Below are 20,804 nucleotides of genomic sequence, written 5' to 3' on the forward strand. Positions count from 1 at the left end.
CGATGGTGGACAAGCGTCTCGAACTCGGCCTGCTCGGACCGCTGGAGATGAGCGTCGACGGCACGCTGGTGCCCCTGGGCACCCCCAAACAGCGGGCGGTGCTGGCCATGCTGCTGATGAACCGCAACAGTCCGGTGGGGGTGGACCGGCTCATCACGGCCCTGTGGGACGACGAGCCGCCGTCGGGGGCGCGGGCCAGCATTCATTCCTACGTGTCCAACCTGCGCAAGCTGCTCAGCGGCGCAGACATCGACCCGCGGGCGGTATTGGCCGCCGCGCCTCCCGGATACCGGCTCAACATCGCCGAAAATGATTGCGATCTGGGGCGGTTCATCGCCGAAAAAACGGCGGGCGTGCATGCCGCCGCCACGGGCCGATTCGAGGAGGCCAGCCAGCACTTGGCGGCGGCATTGGCGCAGTGGCGCGGGCCGGTGCTCGAGGACCTGCGTGAGTTCCAGTTTGTCGACACCTTCGCCACTTCCCTTGTCGAGGAGAAGATCCTGGTCCACGGCGCAAAGGCGGAGGCCGAAATCGCTTGCGGGCGTGCGTTCGCCGTGATCACGGAGCTGGAGGCGCTGACCGCGGAACATCCCTACCGCGAGCCGCTGTGGGCCCAGTTGATCACGGCCTACTACCTGACCGACCGCCAATCGGACGCGCTGGCCGCCTACCGCCGCGTCAAGACCACTCTGGCCGATGACCTGGGGATCGATCCGGGACCGACACTGCGGACGCTCAATGAGCAGGTCCTGCGCCAGGAACCGCTAGACGTGAAGCGAACCGCCAAGACCGCCGCCGTCGATACGGTCACGGTCCTCGAACAGCACACGATGGTGTCCGGCCAGCAGGCCATCGCGTATCTGCACGAGATCTCGGGACGCAGCTTTCCGCTGCGAGCGGCGGCGACCCGGATCGGGCGGCTCAGCGACAACGACATCGTCCTCGACAGCCCCAAAGTCAGCCGCCACCATGCAGTCATCGTCGACACGGGCACCAGCTTCATCATCAACGACCTCCGCTCGTCCAACGGAGTGCATGTGCAGCATGAGCGAATCCGCTCCGCCGCCACGCTGCGCGACGGTGACCACGTCCGCATCTGCGACCACGAATTCACGTTCCAGATCGCGGCGGACGGCGAGAGCTAGCCATCCGGCCGGGCTTCATCGCGCTGAGGGACGCCGGGCTAAATCGTGTGATTGTCGTGCGTCGGGCGGGGCGGGGGCTTACGGTCATGGTTGCTCGGTCCGGGGGGTTGCGGCTGACCCGTGTGCCCGGCAATTGTTGGGTGTCGATGGTGTGGTGGCTGGGTGTGAAGGATCGGCGATGAGTGATGATCAGGCCTCGCGGGCGGGGACCGAATTTGGGCCTTATCACCTAAAGCGGCTGCTGGGCCGGGGTGGGATGGGGGAGGTTTACGAGGCCGAGCACACCGTCAAGGAGTGGACGGTGGCGGTCAAACTGCTCTCGGAGACCTTCAGCAAGGACCCGGTCTTTCGGGAGCGGATGAAACGCGAAGCCCGCACCGCCGGTCGTTTGCAGGAGCCGCACGTGGTGCCCATCCACGACTACGGCGAGATCGATGGGCAGATGTTTTTGGAGATGCGCCTGATCGAGGGCACCGACCTCGACAGTGTGCTCAAACGCTTTGGCCCGCTGGCCCCGCCGCGCGCGGTGGCCATCATCACCCAGATCGCCTCGGCGCTCGATGCCGCCCACGCCGCCGGGGTGATGCACCGCGACGTCAAACCGCAGAACATCCTGGTCACCCGCGACGACTTCGCCTATCTGGTCGACTTCGGCATCGCCAGCGCCACCACCGACGAGAAGCTCACCCAGTTAGGCACCGCGGTCGGGACCTGGAAATACATGGCGCCCGAACGGTTTTCCAACGCCGAAGTCACCTACCGCGCCGACATCTACGCGCTGGCCTGCGTGCTCTACGAGTGCCTCACCGGGTCGCCGCCCTACACATCCAGCAGCGCGGGCGCACTGGTCACCGCCCACACCATGAACCCCATCCCCCAGCCCACCGTGCTGCGCCCGGGCATACCCAAGGGCTTCAACGCGGTGGTCACCCGTGGGATGGCCAAGAAACCCGAGGACCGCTACGCCAGCGCCGGCGACCTGGCCCTGGCCGCCCACGACGCACTCAGCGACCCCGACCAGGACCACGCCGCCACCATCTTGCGCCGCAGCCAAGAAGCCACCCTGCCGGGCACCGTCATGGCGCCTCCCCCGCCGCGACCGGGTCCGGCGGCCAACACCCCGCCACCGTCGCCGGGCCAGAATTCACCGACACCCACCCCGGCGCCCGGCTCGACTCCGGTTCCCGCGCAAGGCACTCCGCCGTGGCGGCCCGACAGCGGGCCCATCCCGGCCGCCGCCCAGCCCCCGGTCACGCCCCCCTATTACCAAGCCGCCAACGCCAATTGGGCCAGTGCACCACAGCAATTCAGCGGCCCACCCGCCTGGAATCAACCCCCACCGAGGCGACGCAACCCCTGGCCCATCGTCGCCGCGGCCGCCGCGCTGGTGATCGTCGTCGTGCTGGCCGCCGTGGGCATCGCGATATTCATGGGAGGCGACGACAACAACGCGCAGGGGAACCGCACATCGACGACGACGACCACCACCACCAGGACCGTCCCCACCACCACGACAACCACCCGGCCCGCCAACCCGCAGAGCAAGTTGCTGGGCATGCTGCCCGCCGGGTATCCCAGTGGCGCTTGCACACCCGCGACCCCGAAGTCCAACAGCATTTGGGTGAATGCGCTGGCCATGGTCGACTGCGACCAGAACACCAATCAGGGTGGCCCATCCCGCGCGGTCTACGGCCTGTTCGCCGATGTGAACGTGCTCAAGAAGGCGTTCGACGACGACGTCGCCGCCGTGCAGCTGATGAATTGCCCCGGAGCCGGAGCGTCACCAGATGGCTGGCACCACGACAGCACGCCGTCGGTGACCGCGGGCATGATCGCGTGCGGCACATATAAGAACCACCCCAACGTGATATGGACCAACGAGGCGAAACTCATGCTCTGTGACGTCTACGGGGATCCCCCGGCCATCGAGGACCTGCATACCTGGTGGACCAATTACGGAGGCTGAGCGGACCCAAATCCGTAGCCGCGCTGCGCCTTTGAATTACGGCTGAATGTCGGGGCCCTCGGCGCGCAGATCGTCGACCGCCGACATGGCGCTGCGCAACTTGGCCAACCATTCCTCGGCATGTTCGCCGACGAGCTTGACCGACCACGCGAGCGCGTCCGCGCGGGACCGGGCGACGCCGGCGTCGACCAATGTGTCGAGCACCTGCCGTTCCGGTTGCTTCAGGCGCGTCATCACCGGTACTGCGATGTGAGTGAAGAGGATTCGCTCCGCGCCGGTGCTGGAGCCGACCTCGACCCCCCAGGAGACCTTGCGGCCGTAGCGATCCTGCGCCTCGTCGGCGATCCGCATTCGCTCCGTACGGGTCTCCTCGCGGAACCGCGATGCGCGTCCTTCCGCGCGGGCCTCGGTCTCTTTCTCCGAGCCCTGCGGTTCGGGCAATCTTCCGATGACCGTGATTTCTTCGCGGTCGACGATGACCGTCGGGTCGCCGTCGAACCAGGTTTCGGGCAGGCGCCCGGCGAACCATTCGGCGGCGTCGCTCGCGTCGGGTTGCTGTGCCTGCTGCCAGCCGCCGGGGCGGCCGTAGCGCCGGCCGTGCGCGTGGTGAGATTTCATAATTACATGATTANATCGTTACGCCAATCACGGAATGACGTTCACCGCCGGCGAACGCAACCCCAGCGCCGGGCCGCGCGTTCGAGTGCGGAAAACCGTTGATATGGGCAGTTCAAAGTTGTATTTTTGGGAGCGAAGCAGGCCCGGAAACGACCAATTCTCAAGCGCCGGATGTCAGGGTAGAAAACCGGCCGCGTAGGACCCGCGCATGACGGAGCCCAACGCCCCCTAGAGTCGTCCGGGCCTGCCCATGTCCGCAGGATTTTCCAGTCAGTCGCCGCCAGAACCGTCCCCGCGGCGGATCCGGAAGAGCTTGACCTCGTTCTTGATGCCCTTGAGGCGGCGGGCACCGGCGAACGACCCATCGAACGTGCCGGTGTCGCCGATCGCCTCCCAGACCGAGTCCGCCGCCAGCACTGTGCCGGGGCGCGCCACACTCGTGACCCGGCTCGCGACGTTGACCGGGCTGCCGAACCAGTCGCCGGCCCGGCTCACCGCCATGCCGGAGGCCACCCCCGCCCGCAGCCGGGGAAAGTCGGCGTCGGTGTCGATGGTGTCCACGAGCTTCACCACGACGTCGAGCATCGGCAGCGGGTCGGGGCAGACGAACATGACCGCGTCGCCGATCGTCTTGATGAATCGCACGGGCGGGACGGTGATGTCTCGGGCCAGGACCGCCAGCCGGTTGGCCAGGTGACCCAGCTCCTCCGCCGACACCGCTTCGCCGATCCGGGTGAAGCCGACGAGGTCGGCGAAGGCCACCGTGATCTGACGCGCTCCCGGCAGCGGCTGGCCGGCGGCACGCTCGGCGGCATTGACCGCTTCGGTCTCCATCATGTGGCGCAGCTGCATGAACATCATGTGCTGCAGCAGCGGGCCGAGTTCGGGCGCGATCTGGCTGACCAATGCCTTTGACGCCTTGGCGATTTCCAGTTCGGTGGCCCCGGGCCGCATGATCGCCGACAGCGCCGAGTAGCGCATGACCTCGGCGGCGCGTGACAGGCCTTCGGTGAGCACCCGGACGACCAGCACCACCTGCTCGGGATCGAGGCCCAGCTCGACGAAACGCTGGGCGGAGGCGGCGGCCTCACCGTCGGCGCGCATGTGGATGACCGCATCGGGGTCGTCGACTCTGGCCAGACCGATCGCGCGCTGGATCTGTTGCAACAGGCCGAGGTCGATGCCATGGGCCTCGCTGATCTCCCGGGCCGACACGTAGGTGCCGTCGTCACCGATGAGGTGGCGGGTTGCCAGCAGGAGTGGCGGATTGGTCGTCCTGATCTCATCGGGGGTGATGCCCTGCTCGAGCAGCCACTCCACCAATTCGGCCCGTTCGGCGCGCGCGCTGCCCTCGAGTCCGTCGAGCAGGTCCTCGTCCACGTCGCCAACGTACAACGGGCGTCGATCGCGAGCGCGGCAGCGCCGGGCGAAGCGGGTCGGCGCCATTACACCGTCGATCGCGAGCGCGGCAGCGCCGGGCGAAGCGGGTCGGCGCCATTACACCGTCGATCGCGAGCGCGGCAGCGCCGGGCGAAGCGGGTCGGCGCCATTACACCGTCGACCGCGAGCGCGGCAGCGCCGGGCGAAGCGGGTCGGCGCCATTACACCGTCGATCGCGAGCCATGATGAAAGGAATGAGCGCACCACTGCTGCGGGGATTCCCGCCGATCGTCGATGAGCACGCGAGTGTGCTGATCCTGGGGTCGTTTCCGAGCGCACAATCGCTGGCGGTCGGTCAGTACTACGGCAACCCCCGAAATGCGTTCTGGCCGATCACCGGCGAGCTGTTCGGGTTCGAAGCGACGGCGCCGTACGAATCACGGCTGGCCGCGCTGCAATCGGCGGGCGTGGCCCTGTGGGACGTGCTGCGCGCATGCCGCCGCACCGGCAGCGCGGATGCGGCAATCGAGCCGAAAAGCCTGGCGGTCAACGACTTCGGTGGACTGTTCACGCAATACCCGACGATCGCGCGGGTCTACTTCAATGGCGCCAAGGCCGCGGAGCTGTACCGCAAACTCGCCGAGCCCGACGAGCGCGTCGAGTACCGGCGGCTGCCGTCGACGAGCCCGGCCCACGCCGTCCGGCCGGGTGTGAAGCTGGCCGCGTGGCGCGAGATCGCGTCGATCGCGAGCGCGGCGAAGCCGGGCGATGGGGGCACCTCCCGCTTGCGGGGGACGGGTCGGCGCAATCGATCAGCGCAGCGCTCATGACACCGGCGGTTGCCGGTGCGCCCACGGCCTGGCGGACTCGATCTGTGCGGCCAGCGACAACAACGTCGCTTCGTCGTACGGCCGGCCCACCAGCTGCACGGCGATCGGCAGGCCATCACCGTCGAAGTCCCACGGCACGGCCGCCGCAGGCTGTCCGGTCAGGTTCCAGACCTGCTGGTAGGGCACCCGCTGCGCCACCGCCAGCAACGTCCACACCGCGCCGCGGCGTTGGTAGGCACCGATGCGGGAGGGGCCCGTCGCGTTGCCGGGCGTGACGACGACATCGACGTCGTCGAAGATCGCTTGGATCCGCGCGGCCACCGCCGGCTCCGCGTCGCGAAGGGCGGTCATCCGGCGGTCCGAGAAGAACGAACCGGCGCGCGCCAGGTTGCGGGTGCGCGCTTCGAGACGTTCGGGGTGAGCCAGTGAATCGGCGTCGTCGCTGATACCGCGCAGGTAGCGGGGCAGGTAATTGGTCATGATGGCCGATGGCGGATATTCGGGGTCGGCGGTGATCACGTCATGCCCGAGATCGCGCAGCAACGCGCCGGCCTGTTCGACCGCCGTGAGCTCATGCTTGCCGATCCTGACGGGCAGCGGGGTTGGCGACTTGGTGCTCAAGGCAATTCGCAGCTTGCCGGGGTGACGCGTCGCGGCGGCCACGAACTCCCCCTCGGGCCCCGGTACGGTCGACGTCGCATCGAGGAAGAGAGCCGCGTCCAGCACCGTCCGGGCGAGCGGGCCGTTGACACTCAGCCCGTGCCAGGCATCGTCGTGCGGCTCCAACGACACCCGATCCCGTTGTGGTTTGACACCGAACACGCCGCACCAGATCGCCGGGATGCGAATCGACCCGCCACCGTCGGACCCCAGCGCCAGCGGAGCGAGTCCGGCGGCCACCGCGGCGGCGCTACCGCCACTGCTGCCGCCCGGAGTGCGCCGGGGATTCCAGGGGTTGCGGGTCGCACCGAACGTCAGCGATTCGGTGTAGGGAAACATCATCAGCTCGGGCACATTGGTTTTGCCGAGGATGACGGCGCCCGCGGCGCGTAGCCGGCGGACCACCTCCGCGTCGGCGGTCGCGGTGGGGCGGTGTCCGCCGCTGCCGTAGGTCGTCACCTCGCCTGCGACGTCGACATCGTCTTTGATCGCGATCGGCACCCCAAGCAGGGGGAGCCGCTCGCCGGCGTCGAGGCGGTCCTGCGCGACGGCGGCCTCGTAGCGCGCGCTGTCCGAGAGCACCACGCGATAGCAGCGCAGCTGGCTGTCCAGCCGCGCGATCCGTTCCAGGTAGATTTCGAGCAGCTCGGGCGCGGTCAGTTCGCCGTCGGCCAGCATTCGTGCCTGAGCGGCCGCGCCGGCAAAGGCCACGTCGCGAGCGTCCACTGCGGCAGCGTATCCCCCGCACCGGGCCGGCCAGTACCGTGGGCGACATGTCCTGCGTGTTCTGTGCGATCGTCGCCGGGGAGGCCCCGGCCATCCGGATCTATGAAGACGACGACTACCTGGCGATCCTCGACATTCGCCCGTTCACCCGCGGTCACACCCTGGTGATCCCCAAGGGGCACAGCGTGGATCTCACCGACACGCCGCCGGAGACGCTGGCGGGAATGGTCGCCATCGGCCAACGGATCGCCCGCGCCGCCCGCGCGACGGAGTTGGCCGACGCGACCAACATCGCGATCAACGACGGCAGCGCCGCCTTCCAGACGGTGTTCCACATCCACCTGCACGTGCTGCCCCGGCGCAACGGCGACAAGCTGTCGGTCGCCAAGGGGATGCTGCTGCGGCGCGACCCCGACCGGGACGCCACCGCGGAAATCCTGCGCTCGGCCCTGGCCCGCATCGACGCCAGCCAGTAATACTGGGCGGATTGCACTTCCGTCCTGGGTCGAGCAGCGGTTGCTGCCTCAGGTTCTGCGCGTACACGACACCGTCTATCGCAGGACGAACGGCTGGATCGGTCATCGCATGCAGCTGATACCCAGCCTGCTACTCCATACCGTGGGCGCCAAGACGGGCCAGGCGCGAACGGCGGCGCTCACCTATGCCCGGGACGGCGACGACTACCTGATCGTCGCCTCCAAGGGGGGCGACCCGCGCGCCCCCGGCTGGTATCACAACCTGCGCAAGTATCCGGACGTGGAGATCAATGTCGGGCCAAGGCGTTTGGCGGTAACCGCCCGCGCGGTGCTGCCCGACGACCCCGATTACTCCCGGCTCTGGCAGATCGTCAATAAGAACAACGGCGACCGGTACACGGCCTACCAGCAGAAGACCTCGCGGCCGATTCCCGTCGTGGTACTCACGCGACGTTGACCCTGAACCTGACGCGGAGGTTTATTCTCCACTAGCGCGCGGTGAACTACTCGATGGCTCACCAAACGGCGCGGGATCGGCTGGAGCGGGTATGAGTCCCTGGGCGCGAAACCCCTGGCGGCGATTCAGGCTGCCCCCGCGCCTCGGTTGGCTCTTCGTCGGCGCATACGGTTTGGCGGCCGCGCTGGTGGTGGCGTCCTCGATCGGCGGCTGGGAGGGCGCCTACGCAACCCGACCGGTCGACGAAATCGCCCTGGCTGTCTGCCTGCTCTTCGGGGCGGGGTGTGCCGGCTACGCGGCCCGGTCGGCGGCCGGTCGGCACAGGGCCGGATGGCTGGCAATGGTGACGGCCCAGTTGGGCTGGGCGGCGGGCGAGGTCATCTGGGCCGTGTACGACGTGCGTCCGGGACTGGCCCACGCCACCCATCCCGCCGCCGCGGAGATCGTGCTGTTGCTATGGCCGTTCGGCGCCTATGCATCGTTGGTGCTGTTGTCGCGGTTCTCGCGGCAAAGCCCGCGGCGACTGGTGCTGGACGGCCTCATCGTGGCGACGTCGCTGTTCGTGGTGTCGTGGGTCTTCGTCCTCGAGAAGCAACTGCGCGAGGACAGCGGTTCGCAGGCGACGACGATCGCCGAAGTCTTCAACGACGTCCTGCTGCTGACGACCTCGATCCTGATGCTGTCCCGGGTCCGTCGCGGCGACCCGCCGAGCCGCAACCTGCTGGCCGGGGGCGTGACGACGATCAGCATTGCCGACATCGCGATGGTGTTCAAGAGCGGGATCGGTAGCTACCAGGTCAGCGATCTGGTGGATCTCGGCAGAGTGGGCGGGCTCGCCATGATCGCGCTCGCCGCGCTGTCGAGCGTCTACGAGGTGCAGGTGCCGGGGGCGCGTGACGACGAAATACGGTCGCGTACCCGGCTGTGGCTGCCGTACCTGCCGCTGATGGTGGCCGCCGCGGTCGGGCTGACCCGCGCGGTCAGGTTGATGGCGCACGGACCTCTGCTGATCGCGCTGGGAATCCTGGTGGCCGCGGTGCTCGTCCGGCAGTTCGTCATGCTGATGGAGAACCAGAGATTATTGTCCGAGGTGGCGCGGGAAGCGTTCCGTGACAGCCTGACGGGGCTGGCCAATCGGGCCTACTTCCTCGATCGGCTCGAGCAGGCCGTCGCCCGGCGAAGCTGCGAAATCTCGCCCATCGCGGTGTTGTGCCTCGACCTCGACAACTTCAAATCGGTCAACGACGCCCTCGGCCACCCTGCCGGCGACGAATTGCTGATCCGGGTCGCCGGGCGACTCACCGCCGCATTGGACGAAAAGTGCGTCACCGCTCGCCTCGGTGGTGATGAGTTCGCCGTGCTCATCGAGGGGTCCGTCCAGGAATCACAAGCGGCGGCGCATCGAGTTCTCCAGGCGTTCAACGCCCCGATTCTGGTCGATGGCGTTCCGATACCGGTCCGACCGAGTGTCGGTTACACGGTGGCCACCGCCTCGTCGGACTGCAGCGTCGAGCAACTCCTCAGGCATGCTGACCTGGCCATGTACACCGCCAAACGCGAAGGCGGACAATGTATTCGGAATTTCGTGCCGGATCTGTCTCTCTCGCTCTCGACCCCTCAGCCGGCGGGGCCCGCCCCGGCGGCAGTGGAGGTCGCTGAGCCGAGTGCCGCACCGATGCGCAGGCGGGCCGCTGACGTAGGGACGTCAAGACCGGTGCAACCGCAGGGAGGTATCGACGGCATCCGGTGGCCCCCAACGGCGATCCGGATTTCTCTGGCTCTCTTGATGATTGGCGTGGTCGCCTTCACCGCGACCAGCGCCCTCTACCCGAATGCCAGCCACAGCGTCTTTTTCGCCAAATCCCTGTACTCGGCTTTGAACCTGCTGGCGGCCGGGTTGATCGCCGTTCGCGCATGCCGCCTCAAGGCCGATCGCCTTGCGTGGTCTTTGATCGCGGCCGGCATGGCGTTGTCGGCGCTCGGTGACGTCGCCTACGCCTTGTGGGTCCCGAACGCCCAGTCGCCCTCGGTTGCCGATCCCGAATACCTGGCGTTCTATCCGTTCGTCTATGCGGGGATTCTGTTGCTGATGCGATCGCGCCTGAAGCGGGTGCCGATGCCCATCCGCCTCGATTCCCTGGTGTGCGCGTTGGCGGTCGCCGCGCTGGCCGCGGCGCTGCGGGCCGGGCCAATGCATGCCGCCGCCGCACGGACACCCGCGACCGTGCTGGTGGGCCTGGTCTACCCGTGGGGCGATCTGGTCCTGCTGGCACTGGCCGTCGGCATGCTGCCAATCCTCGGCTGGCGCAGCGAGTTTCGCTGGGGCTTTCTTGTGGTCGGGCTGGTTGGCTTCGCAGTCGCCGACACGGCCTACCTCTTTCAAACATCTGCGGGCTCATACCGGGTCGGCACCACGCTGGACGCACTCTGGCCGGCTTCGTCGCTGCTGGTGGCGATGGCCAGCTGGGCGCGTTGGTCGTCGGCGGCGCCGGCGCCACGGCGTGGACTCAGCTCCTACGCGGTTCCGGTGACTTGCACCGTCGTAGCACTGGGCGTCGCCATCCTGGGGCACGATTCGCGGCTTGCATCGACCCTCGCCGCGCTGAGCCTCGTTGCGGTCGCCGCCCGATTCTCGGTTACCTTCCGGGATATCAGCATGCTGGCCGAAAGCCACAAGCAGGCCATGACGGACGAATTGACCACCCTGCCCAATCGGCGATCACTGGCGACGGCGCTGACCGAGCTGTCGGCTTCCGCGTCACCCGTCAGGACGTCGTCGAACCGTGCGCTGCTCTTGCTGAATCTTCATAAGCTGCGGGAGATCAACGACTCCGTCGGTCGCCACTTCGGCGATGAGCTGGTGTGGCACATCGCAAACCGACTGGCGCACAGCGTTCGTCGCGATGATCTGCTTGCGCGCGTGAGCGACGAGGAATTCGCCATCCTGCTCGGTGAGGGATCGGATCTGGTCGCCGCACGCGCCCAGGCGGGTCGGTTGCTCGAAGGTGTCAGCATCCCATTCGAACTCGATGCCATCAGCGTGCAGATCGATGCGTCCATCGCAATCGCGCTCTACCCGGATCATTGCGACCATCCGCAAGAGCTGTTGAATCGCGCCGAGGCGGCGATCCCGCACGCCAAGTCCGCCCTCAGCAGGATCGCGGTGTACGAGTCCGCCTTCGAGATTGACCGGGACCACGACCCCAACCTCGTCGGGGAGCTGCGGGCCGCGCTGATCGATGGCGATCAGTTGACCGTGCACTACCAGCCCAAGGTGAATGCGAGTGACGGAAGCGTCCACAGCGTCGAGGCGCTGCTGCGCTGGCAGCATCCCACCCGCGGGTTGCTGCTGCCGGAGGAATTCCTCCCGGCCGCCGAGCGGGCCGGTCTGATGCGCACGGTCGCCCATCGCACCCTCAACCTCACGCTCGAGCAGATTCGGTCCTGGCGCGACCACGGCATTCCGCTGACCGTCGCCGTGAACCTGTCGACGACGAACTTGCTCGACCTCGACCTCGCGGTCACCATCGAGCGACTGCTGCGGGTCCATGGCCTACCGCCCGACGCGCTGATCGTCGAGATCACCGAGAGCGCCCTCGTCGACTCGGACCGCTCCCGCAACACCGTCGCCGCCCTGCAGCTCCTCGGCGTTCGCATCTCGCTGGACGACTACGGCACCGGATGGTCGTCGCTGGCGCGCCTGCAGGACGTCTCGGTCGACGAGCTCAAACTCGACAGGCGATTCGTGGCGCGGCTGGCCCAGGACCCGCGATCGGTTGCCATCGTGCAGTCCACCGTGGACTTGGCGCAGAACCTGGGCGCCGACCTCGTCGCCGAGGGGGTCGAAGACGAGGCCACCCTGAGCGCGCTGCGCGGCTACGGCTGCACCATCACCCAGGGGTTCGTGCACAGCGCGCCGTTGCCGCCGGACGAACTGCAGCGCTGGATCACGACCGGGAGCGCGATCGCGGGCGTCGGATCCGAGCGATCGGCTGTGACGGATTGACCGGCTAGAACAGCTCCTTGGCCAACAATTCCAGGGTCAGCACCCGTGCCGGCGCGGTGGCCGGGTCGGTGCCGTGGCGGGCCGAGGCGACCGGGTGCACCATCACCTCGTCGACGTCGAACCGCTGCGCAAGCGCCCGCAACTGGTCGGCGGCCTCGGCCGGGGTACCTAGGACCGCTCGCTGCAGCCCGCTCTGCACGATGTGCTCCTGCTGTGGCGTCAGCTCGGCGCCTTGCGCTTCCTCGACCAGGGGCACCGGACCGAGGGGCTGCCCGGTGCGCAGCTTCGCCATGATCTGCAGGTTGGGCAGCATCAATGCCGTTGCCTCCTCGCGTGTTTCGGCCACCGCGGCGTTCACCGTCAGGAACGTCACCGGTTCGGGCGTCAGGGCGCTGGGCCTGAATCGGGAGCGATAGAGTTCGAGCGCCTCTTCGGTTCCGGTGCCCGAGAAGTGATGCGCGAAGACGTACGGCAGCCCCTTGGCGGCGGCCAGGTGTGCCGAGTACATCGACGAGCCCAGCAGCCACAGGCGCGGCTCACCGGCCGCCGCGGGGGTCGCCTTGAGGCGATACTCGCCCGAGCGCAGCGGTACCAGCACGCCGCGTGCGCTCATCAGCGCCGCCACGTCGTCGAGATACTCCGGAAAGTTTTCGATGTCACGGTCGTCCCGGCCCCCACGCAGCGCGTAGGAGGTCACCGGGTCGGACCCGGGCGCCCGGCCGATGCCCAGGTCGATCCGGCCGGGGGCGGCGGCCTCCAGCAGCGCGAACTGCTCGGCCACCGCCAGCGGCGCGTGGTTGGGCAGCATCACACCGCCGGATCCCAGCCGCACCTGCGTGGTCTGCGCGGCCAGATAGGCGATCAGGACCGGCGGGCTGGTGGCGCCGACGGACGGCATGTTGTGGTGCTCGGCGACCCAGTAGCGCGTGAAACCCAGGCGATCCGCGGCCTGCGCCAGCTGCACTGTCGCGGCGAGCGCATCGCTGGTCGTCTGGTCGGTGCGTACCGGGACGAGATCAAGGACGGAAAGACGCACGTTCGCCTCAACGCCTGATGGCGTGCGAACGTTCCCGGGCGTCAGTGGCGCGGCGCTGAGTGTGCGCTCACGGCTTTGGGCGTGACAGCAGGGCGGGATTCCGGCCGGTTTTGCGCCCACGTTTCACACTCGAAGCCGTGAGCGCACACGCAAAGCCGGGTCAGTAATCCTTCAGCGTGATCGAACTGACGATGCGGTCGAAGACCTCCTGCGGGATCGGCGCCCCGCCCGGAATGTTGTCGACGACCAGCCATTGGTTGCGCTTGACGTAGTCGTTGAACTCTTTGTGGTAGTTGGCGAAGCCGAGTTCGTAGTCATCACCCGCCGTGGCGAGCTCGCCGGCCAGGATGTAGGCGCCCAGGAGGGCGACGCTGGTTCCCTGGCCCGACAACGGCGAACAGCAATATCCGGCATCGCCGACCAGCGCCACCCGGCCCTTCGACCAGCGATCCATCTTGATCTGGGACATCTCGTCGAAGTAGAAATCCGGTGCGCCGCGCATGTACTCCAGCAGTTGGGGACGCACCCACCCGTCGCCGGCCATCCGCCGCTCCAGCTCGGCGAACTGCGCCTCGGTATCGCGGTAGTCGATGCGCAGGTCGGTGTCCATGAAACCCAGCATGGCCCGGGCCTCGCTGTTGTTGCGGGCGCTGTACACCCCGGCCATCGTGGAGTCCCCGTAGTGCCAGGTCTGCCAATAGTCCAAGTTGAGGAAATTGGGCACGGTGAAGATCGCCGCGTAAGTGCCCAGCCGCTCGATGAATTGGTCCTCGGGACCGAACACCAATCGGCGCACGTTCGAGTGCAGTCCGTCTGCCCCGACGACCAGGTCGAAGCTGCGCGCAGGGGCACGTTCGAAGGTCACGTTGACGGCCGCGCCGTCGTCCTCCAAGCCGGTGATGGTGTCATCGAAAATGTATTCGGCCGTCCATTGGCTTGCGCCGTACAGCAATTCGACGAGGTCGTCGCGCAGGAGCTCGATATCGGGGCTGTCGATGGGCCCACCGGTGGGCGTCGACTCCGTGTCGCGGGAGAGCTCGTTGCCGTCGCGGTCGACGACGGAAGCGCCGCGAATTTGCGTCTTCCGCTTTTGGGCGGCGGCCAGCAGCCCCATGCGTTCCAGCACTCCGAGCGCCGGCCCGCGCACGTCGATCGCCTGACCGCCCGGCCGCGGCCCGGGGTGGCGCTCCACCACGGTGACCGAATAACCGTGCCGTCCAAGCCAATAAGCCGCCGTTGCACCGGCCACGCTGGCGCCGGAAATCAGAACGTCAGTCACTTAATCCCTGCCAGCCTTTTCGCGTCCCGGAAAACGTCGTCGAGCATTGCTGGTGTCAACCTACCGGTAAACATGTTTTGCTGGCTTGGGTGGTAGCAGCCGAGTAACCGCACACCAGGGGCGAATTGCGCCACCACCCCGTGCCCGAACCGCGGTTTGCGCATGGCGGACGCGCCCGGCAGGCGCAGCGCGATCTGCCAGGCGAAGCCGCCCAGCGCCACGATCGTGCGCACATGCTCGGACACCAGCCGCCATTCGGCCTCCAGCCAGGGCCAGCAGGTGTCGCGCTCCGCCGGCGTCGGGGCGTTGGCCGGGGGCGCGCACCGCACCGGGGCCGCGATGCGAACCCTGTTGGCCCGCAACCCATCCGCGGCATCCACGCTGGTGGGTTGGTTCACCAGCCCGGCTCGGTGCAGCGCCGCGTAAAGCTGATCGCCGGACCGGTCGCCGGTGAACATGCGTCCGGTCCGGTTGGCCCCATGTGCGGCGGGGGCCAACCCGACGATCAACAGCCGCGGTCGTTCCGACCCCCAGCCCGGAACAGGCCGGCCCCAATACGGCTGGTCGGCGAACGCGCGGCGCTTGAGGACGGCCACGTCTTCGCGCCATTCGACCAGCCGCGGGCAGGCCCGGCAGACGCTGATCAGGGCATCGAGCTCGGGGATCGACGCGGCGTGCGGCGCGAGCGCGGCGACGTGTGCGGCGTCGGCGGCCACGGTGGTCTGCGGGGTCGCCGGATCACCCGGCCATCCGGTTCCGGGAACCACGGGGGAATCGAACGCCTGGCCGGTACGAGGGTGGACGAGCACATGAACATCCTGCAGTCAGCCGGTAGGCGGCGGCCGAACGCCCCGAATATTCAGTGGTCCCGCCGCAAATCAACGGCTAAATTCTCCCCCGGATATCTCATGAGCCATACGAGCCGCGGCCCGGCGTTTCTGATCCTGTCCGCCACGCTGATGGCGACGGCCGGTACCGGCATCTCGGTAATCGCGTTTCCGTGGCTGGCGTTGCAACATCACGACCGCGCCCGCGACGCGTCGATCGTGGCCGCGGCCATGACGCTGCCACTGGTGCTGTCCACCCTGGTCGCCGGCACAGCGGTCGACTTCTGCGGGCGCCGCCGGATTTCGCTCGTTTCCGACTCGCTCTCCGGCGCTGCGGTGAGCGTCGTCCCGCTGACCGCCTGGCTGTTCGGCGCGGGCGCGATCAACGTCGCCGAGCTGGCCGGGTTGGCCTTCTGCGCGGCCGCCTTCGACCCGGCCGGGGCCACGGCGCGCCAGTCCATGCTGCCTGAGGCCGCCGCCCGTGCGGGCTGGTCGCTGGACCGCACCAACAGTCTCTACGAGGCGATCCTCAACCTCGGTTTCATGGTGGGCCCCGGCATCGGCGGCTTGATGATCGCCACGGTCGGCGGCGTCAACACCATGTGGGTCACCGCGGGTTGTTTCGGCTTGTCGCTGTTGGCGATTGGTGCGCTGCGGCTCGAGGGCACCGGCAAACCCCACCACGCGACGCGCCCCGGCGGGTTGGTGTCCGGCATCGTCGAAGGCCTGCGGTTCGTCTGGACTCTGCGCGTGCTCCGGACGCTCGGCCTGATCGACCTGGCCGTCACCGCGTTGTACCTGCCGATGGAAAGTGTGCTGTTCCCAAAGTATTTCGCCGACCAGAACCAGCCAGCGGAGTTGGGTTGGGCGCTGATGGCGCTCGCGGTCGGCGGCGTGGCGGGCGCGCTGGGATACGCGGCGCTCTCGAAATACACCCGGCGGCGTACGGCCGTGCTGACGGCGACCCTGACCTTTGGTGCGGCGACGGTGGGCATCGCGTTCCTGCCGCCGCTGCCGGTGATCTTGGTGCTCTGCGCGGTGACCGGCCTGGTCTACGGTCCGATCCAGCCCATCTACAACTACGTCATGCAGACCCGGGCGCCGCATCATTTGCGCGGCAGGGTGGTCGGGGTGATGGCGGGGCTGACCTACGCCGCCGGGCCGTTGGGCCTGCTGGTGGCCGGTCCGCTCGCCGACGCCGCCGGGCTGAAGGTCACCTTCCTGGCGCTGGCGGTACCGATTCTGCTGATCGGGTTGTTGGCCATACGGCTGCCGTCGCTGCGGGAGTTGGACCGCGCGCCGGAGTTGGAGGCGAGTCGGCAGTCGCCGCTGTGATCCGTCAGTCGCCGAGGATCTTGCGTTTTTGCTGCTCGAATTCCTCATCGGTGAGCAGTCCCCGGTCTTTGAGCGCGGCCAGCCTCTCGAGGCGCTCGACCGGGTCGGCACCCTGTTGGGTCTGCGCCGCCTGCATGGCACCGAGCGCCTGTTGCTGCATCTCGGCTCCGCGCCGCATCATCTCCTCCCGGAATGCGGCCGGATCGGCAATGGCTTGGCGGATGACATCGGCCATCGGCATACCGATGACCTGAGCGCCCGCCAGGTCGGGACGGGCCGAGGTCACGGCGTCGATTGCCACATCGGCCGTGGCGGCCGGCTGGCGGTCCATTTGGACGCGGCCGTGGTCCTTCGGGTCGTAGAGCACCGGCAGTCTCATGCCCGGACGCGGTGGGCTCAGCTGAGGTAGCAGCGTGGTGAGGCTGGCCTCGAACGGCGGTTCGGCGTCCGGCGTGACCCGAAGCAGCAGCTTCCAACGAACTTCGGTGTTGCCAACCAGGTTCGGGTTGCCGACGGTGACGGCAATCGCCGACTGCTCGGCGGAGAGAACCTCCGCAAACGCACGGATGCCGACTTTGCTGAGGTCCCTGCGTCCGAACATCGCTGACCCGCCTTTCGCCAGAATCGCTCAACTGTACAGCGCCCATGGGCCCGTAGGATCGGTCCGTGACCGCTGATGTCCTGGCCGAGCTCATCGCCGGCCTGCCCGACGGCATGGTCGTCACCGACCCGACCGTGACCGAGGGCTACCGCCAGGACCGCGCGTTCGACCCGTCGGCCGGCAAACCGTTGGCCGTGGTCCGGCCGCGGTGCACCGCGGACGTGCAAACCGTGTTGCGCTGGGCCTGTGCTCACGCGGTCCCGGTGGTGACCCGGGGCGCCGGCAGCGGCCTGTCCGGTGGGGCGACGGCGCTGGACAACGGGATCGTCCTGTCGACGGAGAAGATGCGCGACATCACCGTCGACCCGGTCACCCGCACCGCGGTGTGCCAGCCGGGTTTGTTCAACGCCGAGGTCAAGAAGGCCGCCGCCGAGCACGGCCTGTGGTATCCCCCCGATCCGTCGTCGTTCGAGATCTGCAGCATCGGCGGCAACATCGCCACCAACGCGGGCGGCCTGTGTTGCGTGAAGTACGGCGTCACCACCGACTACGTGCTGGGGATGCAGGTGGTGCTGGCCGACGGCACGGCGGTCCGGCTCGGCGGTCCCCGGCTCAAGGACGTCGCGGGGCTGTCGCTGACGAAGCTTTTCGTCGGCAGCGAAGGCACCCTGGGTGTCGTCACCGAGGTCACGCTGCGCCTGGTGCCCAAGCAGAACGCGTCCAGCATCGTGGTGGCCGGCTTCGCCACGGTCGAGGCGGCGGTCGATGCGGTGCTCGGGGTCACCGCGCGGTTGCGCCCGTCGATGCTGGAGTTCATGGATTCGGTGGCCATCAACGCCGTCGAGGACACCTTGCGCATGGACCTGGACCGGGGGGCGGCCGCGATGCTGGTGGCCGGGTCCGACGAACGCGGCGGGGCCGGCAGCGACGACGCCCGGATCATGGCCGCGGTGTTCGCCGAAAACGGTGCGACGGAGGTGTTTTCGACCGACGACCCCGACGAGGGCGAGGCATTCGTCGCCGCCCGCCGATTCTGCATTCCCGCGGTCGAGGCGAAGGGGTCGCTGCTGCTCGAGGATGTCGGGGTCCCGCTGCCGGCGCTGGGCAGCCTGGTCACCGGCATCGCGCGCATCGCCGCCGAGCGTGACCTGACCATCTCGGTGATCGCCCACGCCGGTGACGGCAACACCCACCCGTTGATCGTGTACGACCCCGCGGACCGCGCGATGACCGAGCGGGCCCACCTGGCCTTCGGCGAGATCATGGATCTGGCCGTCGGGCTCGGCGGGACGATCACCGGCGAGCACGGCGTCGGCCGGTTGAAGCGCCCGTGGCTGGCCGGCTACCTCGGGCCCGAGGTGATGGACCTCAACCGGCGGATCAAGCAGGCCCTGGACCCCCGGGGCATCCTCAACCCGGGCGCGGGGATCTAGTTCTCTACTCGTCGCCCGGCAGGCCGGGCGCTCAACGTCAACTGCCCTGCTGGCCGGGCGCTCGCCGGACTCGTCGCCCGGCGGGCAGGGCGCTCAACGTCGACTGCCCTGCTGGCCGGGCGCTCAGCGGTAGGACAGTTGACATTACCCCAGGATTGTCGTACGAATGAGACATGACCTCGGTTATGTCTCATAACGCACCGGTCAAGTTCGAGCTGGCGACCGCCGACACCTGGCGGGATCCGTGGCCGATGTACCGCGCGCTTCGCGACCACGATCCGGTGCACCACGTCGTGCCGGCAAGGCGGCCCGACCACGACTACTACGTGCTGTCCCGGCACGCCGACGTGTGGGCCGCCGCCCGCGACCACGAGACGTTTTCCTCCGCGCAGGGATTGACCGTCAACTACGGCGACCTGGAAATGATTGGGCTGCAGGATAATCCACCGTTCGTCATGCAGGATCCGCCGGTGCACACCGAGTTTCGGAAACTGGTGTCGCGCGGCTTCACGCCCCGACAGGTGGAGGCGGTGGAGCCCAAGGTGCGCGAGTTCGTCGTCGAGCGCATCGAGCGGCTGCGCGCGAATGGCGGCGGCGACATCGTCACCGAGTTGTTCAAACCCCTGCCGTCGATGGTGGTCGCGCACTACCTCGGTGTCCCCGAGGCGGATCGGGCGCAATTCGACGGATGGACCGATGTGATCGTCGCCGCCAACACCGTCGAGGGCGGCGTCGCCGGTGCACTGGAAACGGTCGGTGATGCCGTCGGGTCGATGATGGCCTACTTCACCGCCTTGATCGAGCGCCGCCGGACCGAGCCCGAGGACGACACCATCTCGCACCTGGTGGCCGCCGGCGTGGGCGCCGACGGAGATATCGCCGGCACGCTGTCGGTGCTGGCGTTCACGTTCACCATGGTCACCGGCGGCAACGACACCACCACCGGAATGCTCGGCGGCTCAATGCCTTTGCTGCATCAACGGCCCGACCAGCGCCGCCTTCTTGCCGACGATCTGGGGCTGATCCCCGACGCGGTCGAGGAGCTGCTCCGGCTGACCTCGCCGGTGCAGGGATTGGCCCGCACGACCACCCGCGACGTGACGATCGGCGACACCACCATCCCCGCCGGTCGCAAAGTGTTCCTGCTGTATGGGTCGGCGAACCGCGACGAACGCCAATACGGTCCGGACGCCGGCGAACTCGACGTGACGCGCCGCCCGCGCAACATCATGACCTTCAGCCACGGCGCGCACCACTGCCTGGGCGCGGCGGCGGCGCGGATGCAATCGCGGGTCGCCCTGACCGAACTGCTCACCCGCTGCCCGGATTTCGAGGTCGACGAGTCCGCGGTCGTCTGGTCGGGGGGCAGCTACGTGCGGCGCCCGTTGTCGGTACCGATCCGGGTGAAGCGCTGATGTCGAACGACTGGCTGGGTACGCACCGCACCGAAGCGGCCGCGGACCGGATCCTCGACGCGGCCGAGCAGCTCTATACCGAGCGTGACCAGGCTTCGATCGGCATGAACGACATCGCCAGGGCCGCCGGCTGTTCCCGCGCGACGCTGTACCGGTACTTCGAGAACCGCGAGGCGCTGCGAACCGCCTACGTGCACCGCGAAACCCGTCGGCTCAGCCGCGCGATCAAGGAGCAGATCGGCGGCATCGACGATCCCCGGGAACGGCTCGTCGCGAGCATCACCGCCACGCTGCGGATGGTTCGCGGCAGCCGCGCGTTGGCGTCGTGGTTCGCCATCACCCGGCCGCCGATCGGCGCCGAGGTGGCCGGGCAGTCCGAGGTGATCACCGCCCTGGCGGCCGCGTTCGTCGGTTCACTGGGGCCGGAAGATGCCGCCGTGGTGGAGCGCCGGGCTCGCTGGGTGGTGCGAGTGATCACTTCGCTGCTGCAGTTCCCGGGCCGAGACGACGCCGACGAGCGGGCGATGATCGAAGAGTTCGTCGTGCCGATCGTCACGCCGGTTTCCGCCCGGGGCTAGTCGTTCGTTTCGTCAGAACGGGACCCGACGACCCGG

17 protein-coding genes are annotated in these 20,804 nt (G+C 68.2%); 10 read left to right on the forward strand and 7 right to left on the reverse strand.

Annotated elements, in window-relative coordinates; translation table 11 throughout:
• Positions 1 to 2 precede the first annotated feature (2 nt).
• Both embR and H7J89_RS18770 read left to right on the forward strand, forming a co-directional pair.
• Positions 3 to 1,145 (forward strand): ATPase/transcriptional regulator EmbR, encoded by a 1,143-nt coding sequence (gene embR / locus H7J89_RS18765; protein ID WP_264045432.1) that lies wholly within the window; start codon positions 3 to 5, stop codon positions 1,143 to 1,145.
• A 178-nt stretch (positions 1,146 to 1,323) separates the two neighbouring features.
• Positions 1,324 to 3,111, forward strand: coding sequence for a serine/threonine-protein kinase (locus H7J89_RS18770; RefSeq protein ID WP_264045433.1), 1,788 nt, complete (start codon positions 1,324 to 1,326; stop codon positions 3,109 to 3,111).
• A gap of 36 nt (positions 3,112 to 3,147) precedes the next feature.
• Here H7J89_RS18770 and abmR read toward each other — a convergent pair whose 3' ends face one another.
• Both abmR and H7J89_RS18780 read right to left on the reverse strand, forming a co-directional pair.
• On the reverse strand, positions 3,148 to 3,729 hold the full coding sequence (abmR, locus tag H7J89_RS18775; RefSeq protein WP_264045434.1) for an ATP-binding transcription factor AbmR: 582 nt from the start codon (positions 3,727 to 3,729) through the stop codon (positions 3,148 to 3,150).
• Positions 3,730 to 3,999: 270 nt separating this feature from the next.
• Positions 4,000 to 5,175 (reverse strand): adenylate/guanylate cyclase domain-containing protein, encoded by a 1,176-nt coding sequence (locus H7J89_RS18780; RefSeq protein WP_372513800.1) that lies wholly within the window; start codon positions 5,173 to 5,175, stop codon positions 4,000 to 4,002.
• A gap of 188 nt (positions 5,176 to 5,363) precedes the next feature.
• Between H7J89_RS18780 and H7J89_RS18785 the strand changes: the two genes are divergently transcribed.
• Complete coding sequence (locus H7J89_RS18785; RefSeq protein ID WP_264045435.1) at positions 5,364 to 5,939, forward strand: DNA-deoxyinosine glycosylase; 576 nt, start codon at positions 5,364 to 5,366, stop codon at positions 5,937 to 5,939.
• Here the strand turns inward: H7J89_RS18785 and H7J89_RS18790 are convergent.
• A complete protein-coding gene (locus tag H7J89_RS18790) occupies positions 5,934 to 7,325 on the reverse strand; it encodes an amidase (protein WP_264045436.1) in 1,392 nt (463 codons plus the stop codon). The two genes, H7J89_RS18785 and H7J89_RS18790, sit on opposite strands and share 6 nt — an antisense overlap.
• Positions 7,326 to 7,372: 47 nt before the next feature.
• Between H7J89_RS18790 and H7J89_RS18795 the strand changes: the two genes are divergently transcribed.
• The 3 genes from H7J89_RS18795 (at position 7,373) to H7J89_RS18805 (ending at position 12,264) form a co-directional block, all read left to right on the forward strand.
• Positions 7,373 to 7,801, forward strand: a complete 429-nt coding sequence (locus H7J89_RS18795; protein ID WP_264045437.1) for an HIT family protein — start codon at positions 7,373 to 7,375, stop codon at positions 7,799 to 7,801.
• Between the two features lie 10 nt (positions 7,802 to 7,811).
• Positions 7,812 to 8,258: a nitroreductase family deazaflavin-dependent oxidoreductase gene (locus H7J89_RS18800; RefSeq protein ID WP_264046088.1), complete on the forward strand. Its 447-nt coding sequence runs from the start codon at positions 7,812 to 7,814 to the stop codon at positions 8,256 to 8,258.
• A gap of 91 nt (positions 8,259 to 8,349) precedes the next feature.
• Positions 8,350 to 12,264: a bifunctional diguanylate cyclase/phosphodiesterase gene (locus H7J89_RS18805; RefSeq protein ID WP_264045438.1), complete on the forward strand. Its 3,915-nt coding sequence runs from the start codon at positions 8,350 to 8,352 to the stop codon at positions 12,262 to 12,264.
• A 4-nt stretch (positions 12,265 to 12,268) separates the two neighbouring features.
• Here the strand turns inward: H7J89_RS18805 and H7J89_RS18810 are convergent, their stop codons facing one another.
• The 3 genes from H7J89_RS18810 to H7J89_RS18820 all read right to left on the reverse strand — a co-directional run bounded on the left by H7J89_RS18810 (position 12,269) and on the right by H7J89_RS18820 (position 15,403).
• The gene (locus H7J89_RS18810) at positions 12,269 to 13,300 is read right to left on the reverse strand and encodes an LLM class flavin-dependent oxidoreductase (RefSeq protein WP_264045439.1); all 1,032 of its coding nucleotides are present in this window, start codon (positions 13,298 to 13,300) and stop codon (positions 12,269 to 12,271) included.
• Between the two features lie 160 nt (positions 13,301 to 13,460).
• Positions 13,461 to 14,579: an FAD-binding protein gene (locus tag H7J89_RS18815; protein ID WP_264045440.1), complete on the reverse strand. Its 1,119-nt coding sequence runs from the start codon at positions 14,577 to 14,579 to the stop codon at positions 13,461 to 13,463.
• Entirely contained in the window at positions 14,576 to 15,403 is an 828-nt protein-coding gene (locus H7J89_RS18820; protein ID WP_264046089.1) for a uracil-DNA glycosylase, read from the reverse strand. The genes H7J89_RS18815 and H7J89_RS18820 overlap by 4 nt, the downstream gene beginning before the upstream one ends.
• Positions 15,404 to 15,487: 84 nt before the next feature.
• On the opposite strand from H7J89_RS18820, the gene tap reads away from it, so the two are divergent.
• The gene (tap, locus tag H7J89_RS18825) at positions 15,488 to 16,741 is read left to right on the forward strand and encodes a multidrug efflux MFS transporter Tap (protein WP_264045441.1); all 1,254 of its coding nucleotides are present in this window, start codon (positions 15,488 to 15,490) and stop codon (positions 16,739 to 16,741) included.
• A 4-nt stretch (positions 16,742 to 16,745) separates the two neighbouring features.
• Here the strand turns inward: tap and H7J89_RS18830 are convergent, their stop codons facing one another.
• Positions 16,746 to 17,342: an SHOCT domain-containing protein gene (locus H7J89_RS18830; RefSeq protein WP_264045442.1), complete on the reverse strand. Its 597-nt coding sequence runs from the start codon at positions 17,340 to 17,342 to the stop codon at positions 16,746 to 16,748.
• 65 nt (positions 17,343 to 17,407) lie between these two features.
• Between H7J89_RS18830 and H7J89_RS18835 the strand changes: the two genes are divergently transcribed.
• From H7J89_RS18835 to H7J89_RS18845, 3 genes are all read left to right on the forward strand, one after another.
• Positions 17,408 to 18,775 carry an FAD-binding oxidoreductase gene (locus H7J89_RS18835; protein ID WP_264045443.1) on the forward strand — a complete coding sequence of 456 codons (1,368 nt, stop codon included), beginning with the start codon at positions 17,408 to 17,410 and terminating at the stop codon, positions 18,773 to 18,775.
• Between the two features lie 173 nt (positions 18,776 to 18,948).
• Positions 18,949 to 20,190 (forward strand): cytochrome P450, encoded by a 1,242-nt coding sequence (locus tag H7J89_RS18840; protein ID WP_264045444.1) that lies wholly within the window; start codon positions 18,949 to 18,951, stop codon positions 20,188 to 20,190.
• On the forward strand, positions 20,187 to 20,768 hold the full coding sequence (locus tag H7J89_RS18845; RefSeq protein WP_372513811.1) for a TetR/AcrR family transcriptional regulator: 582 nt from the start codon (positions 20,187 to 20,189) through the stop codon (positions 20,766 to 20,768). The genes H7J89_RS18840 and H7J89_RS18845 overlap by 4 nt, the downstream gene beginning before the upstream one ends.
• The last annotated feature ends 36 nt before the right edge of the window (positions 20,769 to 20,804 follow it).

This window comes from Mycobacterium paraffinicum, from assembly GCF_025822865.1.
Taxonomy (GTDB): Bacteria; Actinomycetota; Actinomycetes; order Mycobacteriales; family Mycobacteriaceae; genus Mycobacterium; species Mycobacterium paraffinicum.

Bases quoted from the DNA above. Each gene is read 5' to 3' on its own strand.
- embR (WP_264045432.1), top strand. From the start codon at position 3: ATGGTGGACAAGCGTCTCGAACTCGGCCTGCTCGGACCGCTGGAGATG.
- H7J89_RS18770 (WP_264045433.1), top strand. From the start codon at position 1,324: ATGAGTGATGATCAGGCCTCGCGGGCGGGGACCGAATTTGGGCCTTAT.
- abmR (WP_264045434.1), bottom strand. From the start codon at position 3,729: ATGAAATCTCACCACGCGCACGGCCGGCGCTACGGCCGCCCCGGCGGC.
- H7J89_RS18780 (WP_372513800.1), bottom strand. From the start codon at position 5,175: ATGGCGCCGACCCGCTTCGCCCGGCGCTGCCGCGCTCGCGATCGACGC.
- H7J89_RS18785 (WP_264045435.1), top strand. From the start codon at position 5,364: ATGAGCGCACCACTGCTGCGGGGATTCCCGCCGATCGTCGATGAGCAC.
- H7J89_RS18795 (WP_264045437.1), top strand. From the start codon at position 7,373: ATGTCCTGCGTGTTCTGTGCGATCGTCGCCGGGGAGGCCCCGGCCATC.
- H7J89_RS18805 (WP_264045438.1), top strand. From the start codon at position 8,350: ATGAGTCCCTGGGCGCGAAACCCCTGGCGGCGATTCAGGCTGCCCCCG.
- tap (WP_264045441.1), top strand. From the start codon at position 15,488: ATGAGCCATACGAGCCGCGGCCCGGCGTTTCTGATCCTGTCCGCCACG.
- H7J89_RS18830 (WP_264045442.1), bottom strand. From the start codon at position 17,342: ATGTTCGGACGCAGGGACCTCAGCAAAGTCGGCATCCGTGCGTTTGCG.
- H7J89_RS18840 (WP_264045444.1), top strand. From the start codon at position 18,949: ATGACCTCGGTTATGTCTCATAACGCACCGGTCAAGTTCGAGCTGGCG.